Consider the following 17,635-nt stretch of genomic DNA (forward strand, 5'->3'; position numbering starts at 1 on the left):
ACCAGTCCCGAGGGCGGGCGACACCCCTCATCGACCGCCCGTCACGGATTCCCCTCGCTGAGCTGATCGTGGATGCGGCGCAGGTCTTCCATCAACGAACCCACGACGATCCAGTTCGTCGCCGACGGCGCGGTCAGCCGCAGGGGTGCGGTCAGCGCCGGGATCGTCGTCGTCGCCGTCGGCTCCGCGTCACCCGACCGGGGGGCGCGGCGCAGATCCAGGCGGATGTCGTGCGCCGCGCGACGCAGCTGATCGGCGATCGCGAGGACAGCGGGCTCGGTGGCGAGAGTGGCGTCGTAGTGGTCGTAGACAGCACGCGTCATCCCGATCGTCTGGGTCACGATGGGACCGAAGAGGGCGAGGAGCTGCTCGACCTCGCCGAGCTCGCGTCGATACCGCCGGGCCCGCGGATTGAGCGAGAGCGAGTCGCGCGCCGTCGCGATGGCCTCGTCGGCGTCGACCACCATCGGCCGCAGCAGCCGGACGGTGAGCATGAGCTCTTCGATCTGCGGACGCGTCTGCTGCGCGGTGAGAGCATCGGCGAGGCGTTCGAGGGATCGGGCGAGTTCCTCCCCGACCCGGTCGACGGCTTCGTGTGCAGGAGCCACGGCGACCGGCGGCACCATCACGATGTGGACCACCATTCCGATGAGGGCGCCGATGATGGTCTCGAGGATGCGGTCGACGGCGTAATCAGGGGTGGTGGCGCCCAGGGCGAGCACGAGCACCGCGCTGATGGCGACCTGGTTCGCCGTTCCCGCCGTCACGCGAGCCGCCCAGGCCACGATCAGGGCGACGATGATCGCGACCAGGACCACCCAGGTGGCATCGCCGAACACCATCCCGAGCCCCGAGGCGATGGCCACACCCACGATGACCCCGACGCTGCGTTCGATCGCCTTCGCGAACGACTGGTTGAGGCTCGGCTGCACCACGAGAAGCGCGGCGATCGCGGCGAACACCGGGGGAGGACCCTGGATCAGCCAGCCGGCGACGAGCCAGGCAGCCACGGTCGCGATCGCCGATTTGGCCACCTGCAGCACAGGCGCGCGACGCGGCGCGCGGATCGCCGAGGTCAGTCGCATACCTCAACGCTAGCCACGTCGGGCGGGGTTGACAGCGCCGACGACGCCCGATGGGCTGAGGGTTCGTCGAAGAGAAGGAGAGCGGATGTCTCGGGTGCTGGTTTTCGGTGGACACGGCAAGGTCGCGATGCTCCTGGCGCCGCTGCTGGTCTCGCGGGGGGACGAGGTGACCGCGGTCATCCGGAATCCCGCCCACGTCGAGGAGGTCGAGGGCACGGGTGCGACGCCGCGCGTGGCCGACATCGAGCAGCTCGACACCGAGGCGCTCGCCGAGCTGGTGGCGGGCCACGACGCGATCGTCTGGTCGGCCGGTGCCGGCGGCGGCGACGCCGCGCGCACGTACGCGGTGGACCGCGATGCGGCGATCCGCTCGATGGACGCCGCGGGCCGGGCGGGTGTCGAACGATACGTGATGGTGTCGTGGCTGGGCTCCAAGGCCGATCACGGCGTGCCCGAAGACGACGACTTCTTCCCCTACGCCGATGCCAAGCTCGCCGCCGACGATCATCTGCGCGGCACCGAACTGGAGTGGACGGTGCTCGGACCGGGCGCACTCCTGGATGAACCCGGCACAGGACGGATCACCATCGATCCCGACGGCCGCGGTGCGGTACCGCGCGCCGACGTCGCCGCCGCCGTCGCGGCGGCGCTGGTCGAGCCCGCGACGGTCCGGCGGACGCTGCGCTTCGGCGGGGGAGAGCAGCCGATCGCCGAGGCCTTCGTCGCCGCATCCGACGCGCGATAGCGCTCCGGGACGCAGCTCACCCCTCGTGGCGTCCGCTACGGTCGAAGTATGAGCGGGGAGGCCCGGGAGAGGGATGACGACGTCGATCTGCTGATCGACGCGTGGTCCCGTCGGCTCCCCGACGTCGATCTCACTCCGCTTGATGTCATGTCGCGACTGAGGCGCGTCGCGCTGCGACTCGCCCGCCTGCGCGCCGAGGCCTTCTTCAGCGCAGGTCTGTCGGTATGGGAGTTCGATGTGCTGGCCGCTCTGCGTCGAGCGGAGGACCCTCACGAGCTGAGCCCTGCGCAGCTGATCGAATCCACCATGATCGGCAGCGCGGCGATGACCAACCGTCTGGAGAAGCTCGCCGCACGCGGCCTCGTCGAGCGGCGGCCGAACCCGCGCGACGGTCGCGGCGTGCTCGTGCGCCTGAGTCCCGAGGGCACCGAGCGCGTCGACGCCGCAATGACGGAGCTCGTCCGCCGGGAGGCCGAGGAGCTCGCGGGGCTGTCGCGCGAGGAGCAGGGCCTGCTGACCCGTCTCCTGGGCCGGCTCCTGGTCTGAGGCGGACATCCGGCGGTGTCCTCGCGGAGCCCCCGGCTGCCGCATCCTTTCCTTTCCGCACCCGCTCCTGCCATTGTGAGATCATGCGCAGCCCGAAGCTCGTCCTCGCCGCCCTCTCCGCGGCGGCATTCGCCCTCTCGCTCAGCGCCTGCGCACCCGGCGCGGCGAATCCCGGGAGCACGTCCGTGATCGCCCCCGTCACCGAGTCGGCCAACGACCTGCAGGGTGCCACGGTCGAGCTCATCGTCGGTCAGGTGCTCAACATCGACACCGGTGACCTCGCGATCGACAGCTACGAGGGGGAGGTGGCAGACCCCGCGGTGGCGGAGTTCGTCCAGGGCAGGGATGACGGCAGCGCCACCTTCAACCCCGGCGTGCGTGCGCTCGCCGAGGGCACGACGACGGTGACGATGATCAATCAGGACGGCGGGATCCAGCCGCTGGAGTTCACCGTCGAGGTCTCCGCGGGCTGACGCTGTCTGATAACCTGAAGTGTCACGCGTGTGACGGTTCCACCATGCCCGGTTTCGATCTCGGGATGACGTGTGGGCCGGTGCGCCACATGTGACGCCGTACGACCACAATCCGCTCCGCCTCGGGGCCGGAACCCGTCCGCTTCCGCGTGCGGATCAGGCAGCCGAGGCCCGAACACCACACCACCAAGGACAACCCACTACATGACTACCGCAACGACCGCCCCGGCCACCAAGCAGGTCGCGATCAACGACATCGGATCTGCCGAGGACTTCCTGGCCGCGGTCGAAAAGACCCTGAAGTTCTTCAACGACGGAGACCTCATCGAAGGCACCGTCGTGAAGATCGACCGCGACGAGGTCCTCCTCGACGTCGGCTACAAGACCGAGGGTGTCATCCCCTCGCGCGAGCTTTCGATCAAGCACGACGTCGACCCCAACGAGGTCGTCAACGTCGGCGACCACGTCGAGGCGCTCGTCCTCCAGAAGGAGGACAAGGAAGGGCGTCTGATCCTGTCCAAGAAGCGCGCGCAGTACGAGCGCGCCTGGGGCGACGTGGAGAAGATCAAGGAGACCGACGGCGTGGTCACCGGTCAGGTGATCGAGGTCGTCAAGGGCGGCCTCATCGTCGACATCGGCCTGCGCGGATTCCTCCCCGCCTCGCTCATCGAGCTGCGCCGCGTCCGCGACCTCACCCCGTACCTGGGTCAGGAGATCGAGGCGAAGATCCTCGAGCTCGACAAGAACCGCAACAACGTCGTGCTCTCGCGTCGCGCTCTGCTCGAGCAGACCCAGTCCGAGTCGCGCACCACGTTCCTCAACAACCTGCACAAGGGTCAGGTCCGCAAGGGGACGGTCTCGTCGATCGTCAACTTCGGTGCCTTCGTGGACCTCGGCGGCGTGGACGGCCTCGTGCACGTCTCCGAGCTGTCGTGGAAGCACATCGAGCACGCCTCCGAGGTCGTCGAGGTGGGCCAGGAGGTCACCGTCGAGATCCTCGAGGTCGACCTCGACCGCGAGCGCGTCTCCCTGTCGCTGAAGGCGACGCAGGAGGACCCGTGGCAGGTCTTCGCCCGCACCCACGCGATCGGCCAGATCGCGCCGGGCAAGGTCACCAAGCTCGTGCCGTTCGGGGCGTTCGTCCGCGTCGCGGACGGCATCGAGGGTCTCGTGCACATCTCCGAGCTCTCGGGCAAGCACGTCGAGCTCGCCGAGCAGGTCGTGTCGGTCGGCGAAGAGGTCTTCGTCAAGATCATCGACATCGACCTCGAGCGTCGCCGCATCTCGCTGTCGCTGAAGCAGGCCAACGAGTCGGTCGACCCCTACGGCACCGAGTTCGACCCGGCCCTCTACGGCATGGTCACCGAGTACGACGAGAACGGGGAGTACAAGTACCCCGAGGGCTTCGACCCGGAGACCAACCAGTGGAAGGAAGGCTTCGACGAGCAGCGCGAGGCCTGGGAGCAGGACTACGCCGCCGCGCAGGCGCGCTGGGAGGCCCACAAGGCCGCCGTCGTCAAGGCCCTCGAGGCCGAGGCCAACGCGCCGGCCGTCGAGTCGACGGGTTCGTCCTCGTTCTCGTCCGACACGTCGGGCGGCGGAACGCTGGCCGACGACGAGGCGCTTGCCGCGCTTCGTGAGAAGCTCTCTGGTCGCTGAGCCCGCACCATCCGCGCACAGGGCCGGAACCCGTCAAGGGTTCCGGCCCTGTGCCGTGTGCGAACGAACGTGACGGGATGAACCGCGTAGCGTCGGACCGATGAGCGACGCGACCGGGCACCTGCCGGGGAGTCGCGCGTACCGGCGTCTCCTCGTCGCCCTGTTCTTCGCCGGGATCGCCACCTTCGCGCAGCTGTACTCGCCCCAGGCTGTGCTGCCGCTCATCTCCGCCGACCTCGACGTCTCACCGCCGACCGCCTCCCTCGCGGTGTCGGCGACGACGCTGGGTCTGGCCGCCGCCGTCATCCCGTGGTCCATCGTCGCCGACCGCTTCGGTCGCGTGCCGGCCATGACCGTCGGGATCTGCACGGCCACCGTCCTCGGTCTGCTGGCACCGCTGGCAAACGACATCGGCGTGTTCCTCGGCATCCGACTCGCCGAGGGGGTGGCGCTCGGCGCGATACCCGCCATCGCCCTGGCCTATCTCAGCGAGGAGGTCGACGCGCGCCACACGGCGTCCGCGGCAGGAAGCTACATCGCCGGCACGACCGTCGGCGGGCTGTCGGGGCGGCTGGTGTCCGGGCCGGTCGCCGACCTCGTCGAATGGCGGGCCGGAATGTGGGCGGTGGCGATCCTGTGCGCGGCTTCGGCCGTCGTCTTCCTCTGGCTCGTCCCGCGGGCGCGGGGTTTCATCGCCCACCGCCACCGGCCGGAGCGCGGGCTCGGCCAGCGGCTCTCCGCGCTCCTGCGAACGCCCGCCCAGCTCGCGATCGACGCGCAGGGATTCCTCCTCATGGGGGCGTTCGTCGCGGTGTTCAACTACCTCGGTTTTCACCTCGCGGAGCCCCCGTTCTCCCTGCCGGGCTGGCTGGCGACCCTGCTGTTCCTCTCCTACCTCGCCGGGACGGTCTCGTCCCCCTGGGCGGGTGCGCTCGCCGTGCGTCACGGCCGGCTCCCGGTGCTCCTCGGCGGCATCTCGGCGATGCTCGTGGGGTTGGGGGCGCTGCTGGCGCCCGCAACCGTGGTCGTCCTCCTCGGCCTCCTCGTCTTCACCGCGGGGTTCTTCGCGGCCCACGCCGTGGCATCGGGGTGGGCCCCCGCGGCCGCCTCGGCCGACACCCGGGCGCAAGCGTCCTCGCTGTACTATCTCGCCTACTACGGCGGGTCGAGCCTGTTCGGCTGGTGCCTCGGCTTCGTCTACGCCGGGTCCGGGTGGACGGCCTTCATCGGCGCACTCGCGGCGATGTGCGCCGCTGCGGCGGTCACCGCTGCGGTGGCGCTGCGCACCGCAGGTCTCGCGCCTCGATAAAGTGAGCGCGTGACTCAGACGCGCGCGGGCGACGCAGACCTCGGCACGGTCCCGCCCCGGGCGCCCGTCGTCCTGACGGCCCTGATCCTGGCCGCGCTGGTGTGCAACATCAACCTCGCCGCGGCCAACGTCGCTCTTCCCGATGTCGGAGACGCCTTCGGCGCCACCCAGACCGCGCTGAATCTCGTCGCCGTCGGATGCGGGCTGGGGCTTGCGATGTCGGTGCTGTACCTCGGGGCTCTGGCCGACCGTTACGGACGCAAGCAGCTGCTTCTGCTCGGCTTGGCCCTCACCGTCGTCGCAAGCTTCCTCTCCGCCTTCTCCCCGTCGGTGGAGATGCTCATCGCCGCGCGGATCTTCACCGGTGTCGCGGCGGGGATGGCCTTTCCCACCACCCTTTCGCTGATCACCGCCCTGTGGGCCCAGGGGCCCCGGCGCACCGTGGCGATCGCCCTCTGGTCGGGCGTCAGCGCCACGGCTGCGGTCATCGGCTCCGTGCTCGCCGGGTTGCTGCTGACGATCTGGTGGTGGGGCTCGGCCTTCCTGCTGGCGGCGCCCATCGCCGCGATCGCGTTCGTGCTCGTCGCACTCTTCGTGCCCTCGCACGTCAAGGAATCGGACGAACCCGTCGACCATCTCGGAGGGGTCCTCGCGACCCTCGCGATCGCGGCGCTCGTGCTCGGAGTGAGTCTGGTCTTCGCGCCCGGCCAGACGGTGCTCGGGCTGATCCTGCTCGGCGCCGCGGTGGTGCTCCTGGCACTGTTCGCCTGGCGCCAGATCGCGGCGCGGCATCCGATCTACGAACTGAAGGTCGCCCGGCGCCGCATGTTCTGGGTGCCGGCCACCGGCGGCACGATCGTCTTCGGGTCGCTGATGGGGGCGATGTTCGTCGGGCAGCAGTTCCTCCAGAACATCCTCGGGTACAGCACCCTCGAAGCCGGGCTGGCGGTGGTGCCGGCCGCGGTCGGTCTGCTGCTGTGCGCACCGCTGTCCGCGCGGCTCCTCACCTCCCGCGGCTCGCGCGCGACCATGCTGGCGGGGTACGCGCTGGTCCTGCTGGGCTTTCTCACCACCCTGTTGTGGGGGGAGTCCACGCCGTACGTGCTCGTCGGCGCCGGCTTCCTCTTCATCGGCAGTGGTGCCGCGTTCGCGATGACTCCGGCCTCGCGCGCGCTCACCGAGAGCACGCCGGTGAGACGTGTCGGAATGGCCTCAGCGACGTCGGACCTGCAGCGCGACCTGGGCGGATCGATCATGCAGGCCCTCCTCGGGGCGGTTCTCGCCGCCGGCTTCGCCGCCTCGTTCGCTCGTCAGATCGCCGCGTCGGCGGAGGCGCAGTCGGTGAGCGCCGAGGTGACGCAGGCGCTGCAGGCCTCCTACGCCTCCGCATTGCGGGTCGCCGAGCAATACCCGCAGTACGCCGGCGAGATCACCCAGGCGGCGACGCAGTCGCTGCTCGACGGCGCGTTCTTCGCCTATCTGATCGGGGCGGTGGCGATCATCGTCGGCGCGACGGTCGTGGCGGTCTTCCTGCCCCGCTTCGCCCGCGAGCAGGAGCTCGTCGCGGACTACGCGCGGGAAGACGCCGACCCCTCGGCAAGCCGGTCGTAGTCGCATGGACGTCACCCCCACCGCATCCGTTCCCTCCGCCGCCCCCGATACGCGCCGCTGGATCGATGTCGTTCTCGCCGATCGCACCCGCGGGCGTTCGCCCGCTCTCACCCAGCTCCTCCTCGGCGCCCTCGTGCTGGCGGTTGCGATCGCCGTCCTCGCGACCGATCTCGTCGGGAGCATGCCGGTCTTCTTCGCCGGGGTGATCGGGATCTTCATCCTCACCGGACTCGCCCTCGTGGTGCCGTGGGACCGCATGTCTTCGTGGTGGCTGATGGCGATCCCGCTGGCCGACATCGTCGCCGTCGGTGTCATCCGGAGTGCCGCCCCCGCCCTCGGGACGGGATTGCTCTTCATCTTCCCGGTGATGTGGCTGGCGACCGGCTTCGGACTCGCGGGCCTCATCTCGGGCGTCGTCACGGCCAGCGTGACGTACTGGATCACCGTTGCCATCGGGCCGCCGACCGGGGCTTTGCTGAGCACCATCCTCCTTCCCGTCGTCCTCGTCGCCGTCGGGCTCACCTCCTTCGTCGCCGCGCGGCGGGCTGCGGCACAGCGGATGCTGCTGGACAAGCAGGCCGCGCTGCTGCGGCAGTCGGCCGAGCGGGCCCGGCGGCAGGAGCAGCTCGTGACCGAGGTGCTCGACGCCGTCGACTTCGGCATCATCCGCATCGACGAGACCGGCGCGATCACGGTGACCAACGACGCCCATGCGCGCCTGCAGCAGGTGCTGGCCGACGTCGAGGCGGAGGACCAACTCGAGGCCTATCGCATGGATCGCACGACCCGTCTGCCCCGCGAAGAGCTCCCGCTCGAGCGGGCGCGCCGCGGCGCGGTCTTCCAGGACGAACGCGTGTGGTTCGGCTCGCCGGGCGGGCTGCAGCGGGCGTTGAGCTTCACCGCACGACGACTGCGCGATTCCGACGGTCGGGATGCCGGGGCGGTCGTCGTCTCCCGCGACGTCACCGTTGAGATGCTCGCGGCACGGGCGCGCGACGAGGTGATCTCGTCGGTGTCGCACGAGCTGCGGACGCCGCTGACGTCGATCCTCGGCTACATCGAGCTCGCCATCGACGACCCCGAGACACCGTCCCGGATCCGATCGAACCTCCAGATCGCCGACCGGAACGCCGAGCAGCTGCTCGAACTCGTCTCCGACGTCCTGACGGCATCGGCGGCTGCCGACGACCGCGTCGAGCTCGTCATGCAGCCGGAGGTCGTGGAGGTCTCCGAGGTCATCCGCGCTGCCGTCGAATCGCTGGTGCTTCGCGCGGGCGAGCGCGGCGTCACCATCGACACGACCCGGCTGCGTCCGGCGCACGCCTATGTCGACCCGCGTCGGCTCGCCCAGGTGATCGACAACCTGCTCTCCAACGCCGTCAAATACAACCGCGAGGGTGGGCGGGTGTCCCTGCAATCGGCGACGACGGGGCGATGGACCGCGATCGTCATCGAGGACAGCGGCGTGGGCATGACGGAGGATGACGTCGAAGCACTCTTCCAGCGCTATTACCGCGGTGTCGCGGTGCGCTCCTCGCCCGTGTCGGGCACGGGCCTCGGCCTCGCGATCAGTCGTGACATCGTTCGCGGACACGGCGGAGACATCACGGTCAGCAGTGTGCTCGGGGTGGGCTCGACGTTCACCGTCACCCTCCCCGCGACCCGTCCGGGTGGAGGGGGAGAGGCCTGATGCTCGCGGAACTCGATCTGGTGACGAGCGCGGTGATGACCGCCCTCGTCGTCTTCGTCGCGGGGACGGTGTTCCTCCTCGAGACCGTGCTTCGTCGGGATGAGGCTGCCGGGCGGGCGTGGGCGCTGGGATTCCTCGGCGCCATCCTGACCTCCCTGCTCTACCTTGCCTGGGCTGCCGATCCCACCGCCCTCTGGGCGGTCGTGGCAGGAAACTCCGCGTTCGTCGCCGGAACCGGGGCGATGTGGATCGGCTGCCGTCTCTACAACGGTCGACGAAACGGGACGGCCGTCGGCGTGATCGCCGCGCTCAGCGCGGTCACCGCCGTGGCCACCGTGCTCGAACAGCCCAGCCTCGACGACTGGGCGGGGGCGGCGTGGACGTTCGCCGCTCTCGTCTTCGTCGCCGGTGCGGCGGGGATCGAGTGCTTCCGCGGTTCGCTCGGCGGCATGCGGACGGCGTGGGTGCTCGGCGCCGTGTTCGGCATCGAAGCCGTCTACTTCTCCTTCCGTCTCGTCGCGTTCCTTCTGCTCGGCCCGGACGACCCGTTCTTCCAGACGTGGTTCGGCAGCGTCGTCGTGGGCATGCTGACGGTCCTGCTGATGATCGTCGCCGTGGTCGTGACCTCCGTGCTCCGCGCCGGACGGGCGGAGCTGCGTCACCAGCGTGCGCTGGCCGGAGCAGAGGATGTCGTGACGGGGATCCTCACCGAGAAGCGTCTCCGCGCGGCCCTGGACTCGCTGACGACCACCGCCGAAGCCCGGGGAGTGGCGCTCGCGGTGATCGAGGTCAGACTCGACGACCTGGCGCACATCGCCACCGCCTTCGGTGAAGACGCGCGCCGCGAAGCGATCGTGGTGTGGCGCGAGGCGGTCCGCAGTCACGCACCTCTGTTCTCGGTGATGGGGGAGGACGGCGAGGACGGCATCGCCCTGGTCACGACCGCGTCCTCGCCGAGCACTGCTCGCCGGGAGGCCATGACGCTGTATCGCGGCAGTTTCGACGCGCTCGGTCAGCTTTCGGGCGTCGGTCTCCCCGTCGTCGGCGTCGGCGTCGCCCTGACAGAGGTCGTCGGATACGAGCCTGAAGCGCTTCTTCGGGTGGCGCGCACGAGCGCCGTGAGCGGATTCTCCAGCGCCGACTCGGCCGTGGTGGTCGCGCGCACCGCCGACGGCTGAGGCCTACTCGGGTCGGCGGGTCGTCGTCAGCGCCTCGATGCGGGCGCGCAGCTCGCGCGGCCGGAAGGGCTTGCGCAGATACTCGTCGGCGCCGGCGTCCAGCCCCTCCTGCGCATCGGACTCCTGCACGAAGGCCGTGATCATGATGATGTGGGTGTCACTGAAGCGGCGGATGCGCCGGGCGGTCTCATAGCCGTCGATCCCGGGCATGCTGATGTCGAGGGTGACCACCTCGGGTGACACGCGACGCACCAGCTCCACGCCGTCCAGGCCGTTGTCGGCGGCGTGGACGTTGTAACCCGCCGACTCCAGGACGAGCGAGATGAGCGACCGGATGTCGGCCTCATCTTCGATCACGACGGCTGACTGTGGCACCGCGTTGCCTCGCTCGCTTCGGACGCGTTCGGGGGATGCGTCCGATCGGCCCATTCTAGAGTGCGCAGCCCTCCGGCGTCCCACGACGTCGGCGTGGCATGCTCGGAACATGCCTCTGCTCGCACTCACCGGCGGGATCGCCTCGGGGAAGTCGACCATCGCCCGGCGGTTCGCCGACCACGGGGCCGTCGTCGTCGACGCCGACGCGATCGTGCGGCACGTCCAGCTGCCGGGCTCCCCCGTCCTCACCGCGCTCGCCGCGGAGTTCGGCGACGACATCCTCCGCGAGGACGGATCGCTGGACCGGGCCGCCCTGGCCGGCCGCACCTTCGGTGATGCCGCGGCGGTCGAGCGGATGAACGCCATCGTGCACCCCGCCGTCCGGGCGGAGTCGGCCCGACGCTTCGCCGAGGCGTTCACGGCGGACCCCGAGGCGGTGGTCGTCTACGACGTCCCCCTGCTGGCAGAGGCCCGCGCCGCGGACCCCTGGGATCTGATCGTGGTCGCCCACGCGCCCGCGGAGATCCGACGGCGACGGTTGGTCGACCTCCGGGGCTTCACGGAGCCGGACGCGGCCGCCCGGATCGCCGCGCAGGTGACCGACGACGAGCGCCTTGCGCTCGCCGACGTTGTGGTCGACACGGCGGTGCCGCTGGCGGACACGCTCTCCCAGGTCGACCGGCTCTGGCAGGAGCTTCCCCGACGGATAGCAGAGAAAAACGCCGGACGCCGCTGAGTTCGGCGTACCCTGTCGCTACCGATCAGGAGGAGCCGACATGGGTGTGCTCTGGAGATTCCGTCGGCGGCGGAGGGCGCCGTACCGCGCGGTCACCGAGGAGGAGCAGATCTCACGCTACGTGTACCTGCTCAACACGCTGCCGGCATCGGTCATCGAGAGCGCGCACGCCGCGGCCTTCCGCGACCTTCCCCTCGAGCGCCGGCGAGAAATGCTCGCGGAGCTCCGACCGTTCCTCAGGGACGACGAGAGGCGGGATGCCGAGGCTGAGCCGGGTCTGCTGGCGAAACTCGTACGCCGTGCCGAGCAGTACCGCAGCGATCAGGCCGACGATCGGATGACGCTCGAGACGGGCGACCCGCGGCAGGCGGCCGACCCCCGATCGATCCTGATGAGCGCCGGGGTCATGACGGTCGTCGCGCAGCAATTCCTCCTGACACAGGCGGTCACGGCCTACTTCACCGTCGGTGCGGGATCGCTCATGCTCGCCGAGCAGCCGGGATGGCTCGTCGACACCGTCGACCCTGCAGCGGCGTCCGTCGACGCCGGCGCATACGGCGGCGACGGGGGATTCGGCGGCGGCGCGTTCGGCGACGGCGGCGGCTTCGGCGGGATGGACGCGGGAGGATTCGGCGGCGGTTTCGGCTGACGGACCGGATGTCGGAGGGCGCGCCTACCCTGGAACAGTGCAGACCACACGATCCGTCAGGCCCTTCGAGGTCGTCAGCGAGTACGAGCCGTCCGGCGACCAGCCGTCGGCGATCGCCGACCTCGCCGCCCGCATCAACGCCGGCGAAACCGACGTCGTCCTGCTGGGAGCGACCGGAACGGGAAAGTCCGCCACCACCGCGTGGCTGATCGAGGCGGTGCAGCGGCCCACCCTGGTGCTGGCGCACAACAAGACCCTGGCCGCCCAGCTGGCCAACGAGTTCCGCGAGCTCATGCCCCACAACGCGGTCGAGTACTTCGTGTCGTACTACGACTACTACCAGCCCGAGGCCTACGTGCCGCAGACCGATACCTTCATCGAGAAGGACTCCTCCATCAACGCCGAAGTCGAGCGGCTGCGCCACTCGACGACGAACTCGCTGCTGTCCCGACGTGACGTCGTGGTGGTCTCGACCGTCTCGTGCATCTACGGGCTCGGCGCGCCCGAGGAGTACCTGCGTGCGATGGTGGCGCTGCAGGTGGGCGAGGTCTACGACCGTGACGCGCTGATCCGCAAATTCATCTCCATGCAGTACAACCGCAACGATGTGGACTTCTCACGAGGGAACTTCCGCGTCCGGGGCGACACGATCGAGATCATCCCGGTGTACGAGGAGTACGCCATCCGGATCGAGATGTTCGGCGACGAGATCGAGGCGCTGTACATGCTCCACCCCCTCACGGGCGACGTCGTGCAGCGCATGGAGTCGGTTCCGATCTTCCCCGCCTCCCACTACGTCGCGGGCACGGAGACCGTTCAGCGCGCGATCGGGACGATCGAGCACGAGCTCGCCGAGCGCCTGAAGGAGCTGGAGTCGCAGAACAAGCTGCTCGAAGCGCAACGGCTGCGGATGCGGACGACGTTTGACCTCGAGATGCTTCAGCAGCTGGGTTTCTGCTCGGGTATCGAGAACTACTCGCGTCATCTGGACGGACGGATGCCGGGGGAGCCGCCGCACACTCTGCTGGACTTCTTCCCCGACGACTTCCTCATGGTCATCGACGAATCGCACGTGACCGTTCCGCAGATCGGCGCGATGTACGAGGGCGATGCCTCTCGAAAGCGCACGCTGGTGGAGCACGGGTTCCGGCTCCCCAGCGCGCTGGACAACCGACCGCTGCGGTGGGACGAGTTCAAGGAGCGCATCGGACAGACGGTCTACCTCTCGGCGACCCCCGGGCGATATGAGATGGGCATCGCCGACGGGGTGGTCGAGCAGATCATCCGACCCACCGGACTGATCGACCCGCAGATCGTGGTCAAGCCGTCGAAGGGCCAGATCGATGACCTCCTCGAAGAGATCCGCCTGCGTGTGGAGCGCGACGAGCGCGTGCTGGTGACGACCCTGACCAAGAAGATGGCCGAGGAGCTCACCGACTTCCTCGGCGAGCACGGCGTGCGCGTGCGGTACCTGCACTCCGACGTCGACACCCTGCGACGGGTGGAGCTGCTGACCGAACTGCGCGCGGGCGTGTACGACGTCCTGGTCGGCATCAACCTGCTTCGCGAGGGTCTCGACCTGCCGGAGGTTTCGCTGGTATCGATCCTGGATGCCGATAAGGAGGGCTTCCTCCGATCCGGCACCTCCCTCATCCAGACCATCGGCCGTGCGGCGCGGAATGTCTCGGGTGAGGTGCACATGTATGCCGACACCATCACCGATTCGATGCGGAACGCCATCGACGAGACCAACCGTCGACGCGACAAGCAGATCGCGTACAACCTCGAGCACGGCATCGATCCGCAGCCCCTGCGCAAGCGGATCGCCGACATCACCGAGGTGCTCGCTCGCGAGGCGGACGACACCAAAGCCCTGCTGAACCGCAAGGATGCGCGAGTGAAGTCGGGGAAGGGCAAGTCGCCCACGCCGCAGCTGCGACGGGAGGGCATCGCAGCCGAGGGTGCCGAGCAGTTGGAGGCCACGATCGCCGACCTCTCCGGCCAGATGCTTGCGGCCGCGGGGGAGCTGAAGTTCGAGCTCGCGGCGCGCCTGCGTGACGAGGTGCAGGACCTCAAGAAGGAGCTTCGCGCGATGGAGCGCGCCGGTCATGCCTGACGTGGGGATGGCACAGCGTGTCAGCCTCATCACTCTGGGTGCAGCGGACCTCGAACGCGCGTTGGCCTTCTACCGCGCGCTGGGGTGGTCGCCGCACGAACAGTCGATCGACGGTGTGGTCGCCTTCTTCCAGCTCGACGGGTTCGTCCTCGCGCTGTGGGGGAGGGCAGAGCTCGCCGAGGATTCCGGTGTGGACGACCCCGGCGGATGGGGCGGGGTGACTCTGGCGCACAACGTGTCCTCCGTCTCCGCCGTCGACGCCCTTCTCGCCGCGGCCGCGGACGCGGGTGCCCGGATCAGTCGTCCGGCTGGGCCGACCACGTGGGGCGGCTATTCGGGTGTCTTCGTCGATCCGGACGGTCACCCGTGGGAGGTCGCGCACAATCCCGGATGGCGGCTCGACGCCGCGGGGCGGGTGTCGATCGGCTGAGAGGATCGTGCCGAGGTTCTCGCTCGGCGCGAACGCCGGACTCCATGTCGGAGGCCCCACCTACACTTGACGGGTGCCCATCGTTCCCGTCGCCCTGCCCGGTTCTCCAGCTTCCACAGGCCTTCCGACCGGCTCCGCATCCGGCGGTAATCACTCTTTCGGGTCGTCCGGAAAGCTCAGCGTCCGAGGCGCGCGCGTCCACAATCTGAAGGACGTCGACCTCGACATCCCTCGTGACTCGCTCGTCGTCTTCACCGGCCTGTCGGGGTCGGGGAAATCCAGCCTCGCCTTCGACACGATCTTCGCCGAAGGTCAGCGCCGATACGTCGAGTCGCTGAGCGCCTACGCCCGCCAGTTCCTCGGCCAGGTCGACCGGCCAGACGTGGACTTCATCGAGGGCTTGAGCCCCGCCGTCTCGATCGATCAGAAGTCGACCAACCGCAACCCCCGGTCGACGGTAGGCACGATCACCGAGATCCATGACTACATGCGTCTGCTGTGGGCCCGCATCGGCATACCGCACTGCCCCGAGTGCGGCGAGATCATCCAACGGCAGACCGTGCAGCAGATCGCCGATCAGCTGATGGAGCTCCCCGAGCGCACCCGATATCAGATCGTCGCGCCGGTGGTCTCGCAGAAGAAGGGCGAGTTCGTCGACCTCTTCAAGGAGTTGAGCGCCAAGGGCTACTCGCGGGCCATCGTCGACGGCGACATGGTTCAGCTCGCCGACGCCCCGGCGCTGAAGAAGAGCTACAAGCACGACATCGCGGTGGTCGTCGACCGCCTGGTCGCAAGCCCCGACATCCTCTCTCGGGTCACCGACTCGGTGGAGACGGCACTGGGCCTGGCCGGCGGAGTCATGCAGGTCAATTTCGTCGACCGCGAGGGCGATGAGGCCTGGCAGTCCTTCTCCGAGAAGCTGGCGTGCCCGAACGGGCATCCGCTGCAACTCACCGAGATCGAACCGCGCACGTTCTCCTTCAACGCTCCGTTCGGCGCCTGTCCCGCCTGCTCGGGTCTCGGCACCCGCATGTCGGTGGACGTCGAGCTCATGATCGGCGACGAGGACCTCTCGATCCGCGACGGCGTGCTGATCCCGTGGACGACACAGGGCAAGGGGCTCTTCCAGTACTACGAGCGGCTGTTGGAGGGGCTGGCCCGCGACCTGGACTTCTCGCTCGACACCCCGTGGCGCAAGCTCCCCGCCGACATCAAGGACGCAGTCCTGCGCGGCGAGAACTACAAGGTCACCGTCCGGTGGAAGAACCGGTACGGGCGGGAGATGCGGTACTCCTCGGGCTTCGAGGGCGTCGTCCCCTACATCGAGCGACAGTATCTCCAGGCCGAGTCCGACACACAGCGGCAGCGGTGGGCGGAGTTCCTCCGAGAGGTCCCCTGCCCGGTCTGCGACGGCGCGCGGCTGAAGCCCGAGGTGCTGGCGGTGCAGGTGCACGGACATTCCATCGCGGAGGCCTCACGGCTGAGCTTGGGTGACGCCCACGCGTTCTTCGCCGACCTCGAGCTCACCCCGCGAGAAGCCAAGATCGCCGCGCAGGTGCTGCGCGAGATCCGCCTCCGGCTCGACTTCCTCATCCAGGTGGGGCTGAACTACCTCAACCTCAGTCGTTCGGCCGGTTCGCTGTCGGGGGGAGAGGCGCAGCGCATCCGCCTCGCGACGCAGATCGGCTCGGGCCTCACCGGCGTGCTCTACGTCCTCGACGAGCCCTCCATCGGCCTGCACCAGCGTGACAACCGTCGCCTGATCGAGACCCTGGTCAAGCTGCGCGACCTCGGCAACACCCTGATCGTCGTCGAGCACGACGAGGAGACGATCCACGCCGCGGACTGGATCGTCGACATCGGTCCGCGCGCCGGCGTCGACGGCGGCGAGGTGGTGCACTCCGGACCGCTCGATGCGCTCCTGGCCGACCCGCAGTCGATCACCGGCGACTATCTCTCCGGTCGGCGCGCGATCCCGACGCCCAAGAAGCGGCGCCGGATCGATCGCTCGCGCAAGATCAGCGTCGTGGGCGCCCGGGCCAACAACCTCCGCAACGTCACGGTCGACTTCCCCCTCGGTGTGCTCACGGCCGTGACCGGGGTCAGCGGTTCGGGCAAGTCGTCACTGGTGAACGACATCCTGTATCAGGTCCTGGCCTCGCGGCTCAACGGTGCGCGCACCGTGCCGGGCAAGCACACGCGGGTGACGGGTCTGGACAACCTCGACAAGGTCGTCCACGTCGATCAGGCACCCATCGGCCGTACGCCTCGCTCGAACCCCGCGACCTACACGGGCGTGTTCGACCGGATCCGCACGCTCTTCAGCGAGACCCCGGAAGCCAAGGCCCGGGGCTACCAGCCGGGCCGGTTCAGCTTCAACGTCAAGGGCGGCCGCTGCGAGGCGTGCTCGGGAGACGGCACCATCAAGATCGAGATGAACTTCCTCCCCGACGTCTACGTCGACTGCGAGGTCTGCCACGGCAAGCGGTACAACCGCGACACCCTCTCGGTGCACTACAAGGGCAAGAACATCGCCGAAGTCCTCGAGATGCCGATCTCCGAGGCCGCGGAATTCTTCGAGCCCATCCAGGCCATCCACCGCTACTTGAAGACCCTCGTCGACGTCGGCCTGGGCTACGTCAGGCTGGGACAGTCGGCGACGACCCTCTCCGGGGGCGAAGCGCAGCGCGTCAAGCTCGCGACGGAGCTGCAGAGGCGCTCGAACGGCCGCAGCATCTATGTCCTCGACGAGCCGACGACGGGGCTGCACTTCGAAGACGTGCGTCGATTGCTCGAGGTGCTGAACGGGCTGGTCGACAAGGGGAATTCGGTCATCGTCATCGAGCACAACCTCGATGTCATCAAGTCGGCCGACTGGGTGATCGACCTCGGACCCGAGGGCGGATCGGGCGGGGGCCAGGTGATCGCCACGGGCACACCCGAGCAGGTCGCGCGCGTCGAGGAGAGCCACACCGGCGCCTTCCTGGCCGAGGTGCTCGGCGAGTCGGCGGTCCGCAAGGCCGGCTGAGTCGG

Annotated in this window: 15 protein-coding genes; 13 read left to right on the plus strand and 2 right to left on the minus strand. The window is 69.1% G+C overall.

What is annotated here, in order from left to right; genetic code table 11:
- Positions 1–41: 41 nt before the first annotated feature.
- A complete protein-coding gene (locus FBY40_RS09285) occupies positions 42–1,085 on the minus strand; it encodes an FUSC family protein (protein WP_141938206.1) in 1,044 nt (347 codons plus the stop codon).
- Between the two features lie 85 nt (positions 1,086–1,170).
- Between FBY40_RS09285 and FBY40_RS09290 the strand changes: the two genes are divergently transcribed.
- The 8 genes from FBY40_RS09290 (at position 1,171) to FBY40_RS09325 (ending at position 10,296) form a co-directional block, all read left to right on the plus strand.
- Positions 1,171–1,830 (plus strand): SDR family oxidoreductase, encoded by a 660-nt coding sequence (locus FBY40_RS09290; RefSeq protein WP_141938208.1) that lies wholly within the window; start codon positions 1,171–1,173, stop codon positions 1,828–1,830.
- Between the two features lie 48 nt (positions 1,831–1,878).
- Positions 1,879–2,376 (plus strand): MarR family winged helix-turn-helix transcriptional regulator, encoded by a 498-nt coding sequence (locus tag FBY40_RS09295; protein WP_124293057.1) that lies wholly within the window; start codon positions 1,879–1,881, stop codon positions 2,374–2,376.
- 83 nt (positions 2,377–2,459) lie between these two features.
- Positions 2,460–2,849, plus strand: coding sequence for a hypothetical protein (locus FBY40_RS09300; RefSeq protein WP_141938209.1), 390 nt, complete (start codon positions 2,460–2,462; stop codon positions 2,847–2,849).
- A gap of 204 nt (positions 2,850–3,053) precedes the next feature.
- Positions 3,054–4,508 (plus strand): 30S ribosomal protein S1, encoded by a 1,455-nt coding sequence (gene rpsA, locus FBY40_RS09305; protein WP_124293059.1) that lies wholly within the window; start codon positions 3,054–3,056, stop codon positions 4,506–4,508.
- A gap of 100 nt (positions 4,509–4,608) precedes the next feature.
- A complete protein-coding gene (locus FBY40_RS09310) occupies positions 4,609–5,817 on the plus strand; it encodes an MFS transporter (protein ID WP_141938211.1) in 1,209 nt (402 codons plus the stop codon).
- A 9-nt stretch (positions 5,818–5,826) separates the two neighbouring features.
- Positions 5,827–7,428 carry an MFS transporter gene (locus FBY40_RS09315; RefSeq protein ID WP_141938212.1) on the plus strand — a complete coding sequence of 534 codons (1,602 nt, stop codon included), beginning with the start codon at positions 5,827–5,829 and terminating at the stop codon, positions 7,426–7,428.
- 4 nt (positions 7,429–7,432) lie between these two features.
- Positions 7,433–9,118, plus strand: a complete 1,686-nt coding sequence (locus FBY40_RS09320; RefSeq protein WP_141938214.1) for a sensor histidine kinase — start codon at positions 7,433–7,435, stop codon at positions 9,116–9,118.
- Positions 9,118–10,296 carry a hypothetical protein gene (locus FBY40_RS09325; RefSeq protein ID WP_141938215.1) on the plus strand — a complete coding sequence of 393 codons (1,179 nt, stop codon included), beginning with the start codon at positions 9,118–9,120 and terminating at the stop codon, positions 10,294–10,296. Before FBY40_RS09320 ends, FBY40_RS09325 begins: the two co-directional genes overlap by 1 nt.
- A gap of 3 nt (positions 10,297–10,299) precedes the next feature.
- Here the strand turns inward: FBY40_RS09325 and FBY40_RS09330 are convergent, their stop codons facing one another.
- Complete coding sequence (locus FBY40_RS09330; protein WP_235014741.1) at positions 10,300–10,671, minus strand: response regulator transcription factor; 372 nt, start codon at positions 10,669–10,671, stop codon at positions 10,300–10,302.
- A 109-nt stretch (positions 10,672–10,780) separates the two neighbouring features.
- Between FBY40_RS09330 and coaE the strand changes: the two genes are divergently transcribed.
- From coaE to uvrA, 5 genes are all read left to right on the plus strand, one after another.
- Complete coding sequence (gene coaE / locus FBY40_RS09335; RefSeq protein ID WP_141938218.1) at positions 10,781–11,407, plus strand: dephospho-CoA kinase; 627 nt, start codon at positions 10,781–10,783, stop codon at positions 11,405–11,407.
- Positions 11,408–11,447: 40 nt separating this feature from the next.
- Positions 11,448–12,056, plus strand: coding sequence for a hypothetical protein (locus tag FBY40_RS17320; RefSeq protein WP_160141383.1), 609 nt, complete (start codon positions 11,448–11,450; stop codon positions 12,054–12,056).
- Positions 12,057–12,093: 37 nt separating this feature from the next.
- Positions 12,094–14,172: an excinuclease ABC subunit UvrB gene (gene uvrB / locus FBY40_RS09345; RefSeq protein WP_124293067.1), complete on the plus strand. Its 2,079-nt coding sequence runs from the start codon at positions 12,094–12,096 to the stop codon at positions 14,170–14,172.
- On the plus strand, positions 14,165–14,602 hold the full coding sequence (locus tag FBY40_RS09350) for a VOC family protein (RefSeq protein WP_235014743.1): 438 nt from the start codon (positions 14,165–14,167) through the stop codon (positions 14,600–14,602). The genes uvrB and FBY40_RS09350 overlap by 8 nt, the downstream gene beginning before the upstream one ends.
- 73 nt (positions 14,603–14,675) lie before the next feature.
- Positions 14,676–17,630, plus strand: coding sequence for an excinuclease ABC subunit UvrA (gene uvrA / locus FBY40_RS09355; RefSeq protein WP_141938221.1), 2,955 nt, complete (start codon positions 14,676–14,678; stop codon positions 17,628–17,630).
- Positions 17,631–17,635: the final 5 nt, after the last annotated feature.

Source organism: Microbacterium sp. SLBN-154 (assembly GCF_006715565.1).
Taxonomy (GTDB): Bacteria; Actinomycetota; Actinomycetes; order Actinomycetales; family Microbacteriaceae; genus Microbacterium.

Bases quoted from the DNA above. Each gene is read 5' to 3' on its own strand.
- FBY40_RS09285 (WP_141938206.1), bottom strand. From the start codon at position 1,085: ATGCGACTGACCTCGGCGATCCGCGCGCCGCGTCGCGCGCCTGTGCTG.
- FBY40_RS09290 (WP_141938208.1), top strand. From the start codon at position 1,171: ATGTCTCGGGTGCTGGTTTTCGGTGGACACGGCAAGGTCGCGATGCTC.
- FBY40_RS09295 (WP_124293057.1), top strand. From the start codon at position 1,879: ATGAGCGGGGAGGCCCGGGAGAGGGATGACGACGTCGATCTGCTGATC.
- FBY40_RS09300 (WP_141938209.1), top strand. From the start codon at position 2,460: ATGCGCAGCCCGAAGCTCGTCCTCGCCGCCCTCTCCGCGGCGGCATTC.
- rpsA (WP_124293059.1), top strand. From the start codon at position 3,054: ATGACTACCGCAACGACCGCCCCGGCCACCAAGCAGGTCGCGATCAAC.
- FBY40_RS09310 (WP_141938211.1), top strand. From the start codon at position 4,609: ATGAGCGACGCGACCGGGCACCTGCCGGGGAGTCGCGCGTACCGGCGT.
- FBY40_RS09320 (WP_141938214.1), top strand. From the start codon at position 7,433: ATGGACGTCACCCCCACCGCATCCGTTCCCTCCGCCGCCCCCGATACG.
- FBY40_RS09325 (WP_141938215.1), top strand. From the start codon at position 9,118: ATGCTCGCGGAACTCGATCTGGTGACGAGCGCGGTGATGACCGCCCTC.
- coaE (WP_141938218.1), top strand. From the start codon at position 10,781: ATGCCTCTGCTCGCACTCACCGGCGGGATCGCCTCGGGGAAGTCGACC.
- FBY40_RS17320 (WP_160141383.1), top strand. From the start codon at position 11,448: ATGGGTGTGCTCTGGAGATTCCGTCGGCGGCGGAGGGCGCCGTACCGC.
- FBY40_RS09350 (WP_235014743.1), top strand. From the start codon at position 14,165: ATGCCTGACGTGGGGATGGCACAGCGTGTCAGCCTCATCACTCTGGGT.